Source organism: Corynebacterium sp. (assembly GCF_012837295.1).
Taxonomy (GTDB): domain Bacteria; phylum Actinomycetota; class Actinomycetes; order Mycobacteriales; family Mycobacteriaceae; genus Corynebacterium.
The window spans coordinates 1-1,753 of the sequence record NZ_DURI01000021.1 but is presented as its reverse complement, the minus strand read 5'-3'; the positions used below and the strand labels follow the sequence as shown (position 1 = coordinate 1,753).

2 protein-coding genes and 1 pseudogene are annotated in these 1,753 nt (G+C 71.8%); 2 read left to right on the top strand and 1 reads right to left on the bottom strand.

The features are described from left to right. Positions 1–564: zinc-dependent metalloprotease (locus GX015_RS00640; protein ID WP_291342011.1), on the top strand; the 564-nt coding region annotated here is incomplete at its 5' end. A 7-nt stretch (positions 565–571) separates the two neighbouring features. Here the strand turns inward: GX015_RS00640 and GX015_RS00635 are convergent. After that, on the bottom strand, positions 572–1,108 hold the full coding sequence (locus tag GX015_RS00635; protein ID WP_291342010.1) for a YgjP-like metallopeptidase domain-containing protein: 537 nt from the start codon (positions 1,106–1,108) through the stop codon (positions 572–574). 82 nt (positions 1,109–1,190) lie between these two features. Between GX015_RS00635 and GX015_RS00630 the strand changes: the two are divergent. Beyond that, a pseudogene (locus GX015_RS00630) lies at positions 1,191–1,753 on the top strand (bacteriocin biosynthesis cyclodehydratase); the annotation flags it as partial.

Sequence of the window (1,753 nt, the reverse complement as noted above, 5' to 3'; positions counted from 1 at the left end):
GGCGTGGAAGAAGCCGCCCGCGGCCTGGACCTGGAGTCGATGCAGGATCCGTCGAAGCTGCAGGAGGCGATGTCCGCCATGCAGAACATGGACCTGTCGCCGAAGATCACGTCGGCCAACCAGCATGCCCGCACCCGCCTGGAGACGCTCCTGGCGCTGGTGGAGGGCTGGGTCGACGTCGTCGTCGAGGACGCCCTCGGCGAGCGCCTGCCCGGTGCGGTGCAGCTCGACGAGGCGTGGCGCCGCCGCCGCGCGTCCGGCGGCGCGGAGAACGCCCTGGAGAAGGCGACCGGCATCGACCTGGGCGCCCCGAAGGTCCGCGAGGCCGCCGACCTGTGGCGACGCCTCACCACCGCCGTGGGCGTCGACCGCCGCGACGGCGTCTGGGACCACCCCGATTTCCTGCCGGTGGCCGAGGACCTGGACAACTCCGCCGAGTTCATCGACGGCGTGCTCGGCGGCGATGCCTCCGACGACTTCGACCCGATCGCGGCGCTGGAGGACCAGCTGCGCAAGGAGGCCGAGGAAGGCGACGAGCGCGAAAAGCCCGACGGCGAAGGCTAGGACGAGCCTAGGACCGCACGCCCCACCGCTGGTACGCCTCCAGATAGCCCCGCGCCCGTTCGTGGTGCGGGGCTTTCGCGGCCCATGCCCAGAATTCGTCGGAGTGGCCGTCCTCGATGAAGGTGTGCACGAGCTCGTGGACGATGACGTCGTCGAGGACGTATTCGGGGACGTCGGCAAGACGGTGTGACACCCGGATGCGCCCCGGGTCGCCGGTGACGGACGCCCACCGGCGCGACATGTTGCGCACCCATTTGATGGATTCGATGCGCGGCTTGCCCTCCAGGACGGTGCGGGCGAGCCGCCGGGCGCGCTTGTCCAGCGCATCGTCGTCGAGGTTGTTGCCCACCTTGTGCCGCACCCGCTCGACGATCTCGGCGACTTGGCGGCGCTCTTCGGCGTCCGGCAGGTCGTCGGGGACCATCACCACGATGCGACTGCCTTCGGCGCGTGCGGAGACGGTGCGGCGGCGCCGTTTGGAGCGCCGCACTTCGACGTCCGGCCCGTAGTCGGGTCGGTCGCGTTGGGGGCGCTTGCGGTCCATGACCCCAGCGTAGACGGGTTCGGGGGTGAAACGTGCCGATTCGCCGCGTGCGCGCGTGGTGTGGTCGTGCTTCAGTGACCACATGGGGGTTGAGATCGGGGGATCCGCGCCGGTGCTGCTGCACCGCCACGTTCCGGTGCTGCTGCGGCCCGGCGGGCGCATCCAGTTCGGGGCCGATTCGAGCACGTGCATGATTTTTCCGCTTCCCGACGGCGTGTCCCCCGGCCCCGTCTTCACCGCCCTCCTCTCGGGCACCCGGGGCGCCTGCGTGGCCGAGGGTCTGGCCGCCACCGAACTGCCCGGGGCGATGGCTTCGGCGCTGGTGGCCGAATTGGGTCGGGCGGGGCTCGTCGAAAAGCATCGCGAACCCGGTGCGGTGACCCTGATCGGCCGCGATGGCCTGCGGCACCGGTTGGCGGAGTCGCTGCGCCTGCGCGGTTGGTCGCCGGTGTCGCGCATCCCGGATGACGCCGCGCGGCGGTGGATCGCCCGGGAGCCCGCCGGCTCCGTGGGCACGGTCGTGCTGACCGGGTTCGAGGTGCCCGACGCGCCCCTGCTGTCGACGCTGCGGGGGCGCGGCATCCCGCACCTGTCCGTCGTGCTGCGCGACGGCCTCGGCGTCGTCGGCCCGTGGGTCCCAGATGC

What these genes read in the sequence shown, in the direction of transcription:
- GX015_RS00635 (WP_291342010.1), bottom strand. Translation starts at nt 1,108, where the DNA reads ATGGACCGCAAGCGCCCCCAACGCGACCGACCCGACTACGGGCCGGAC.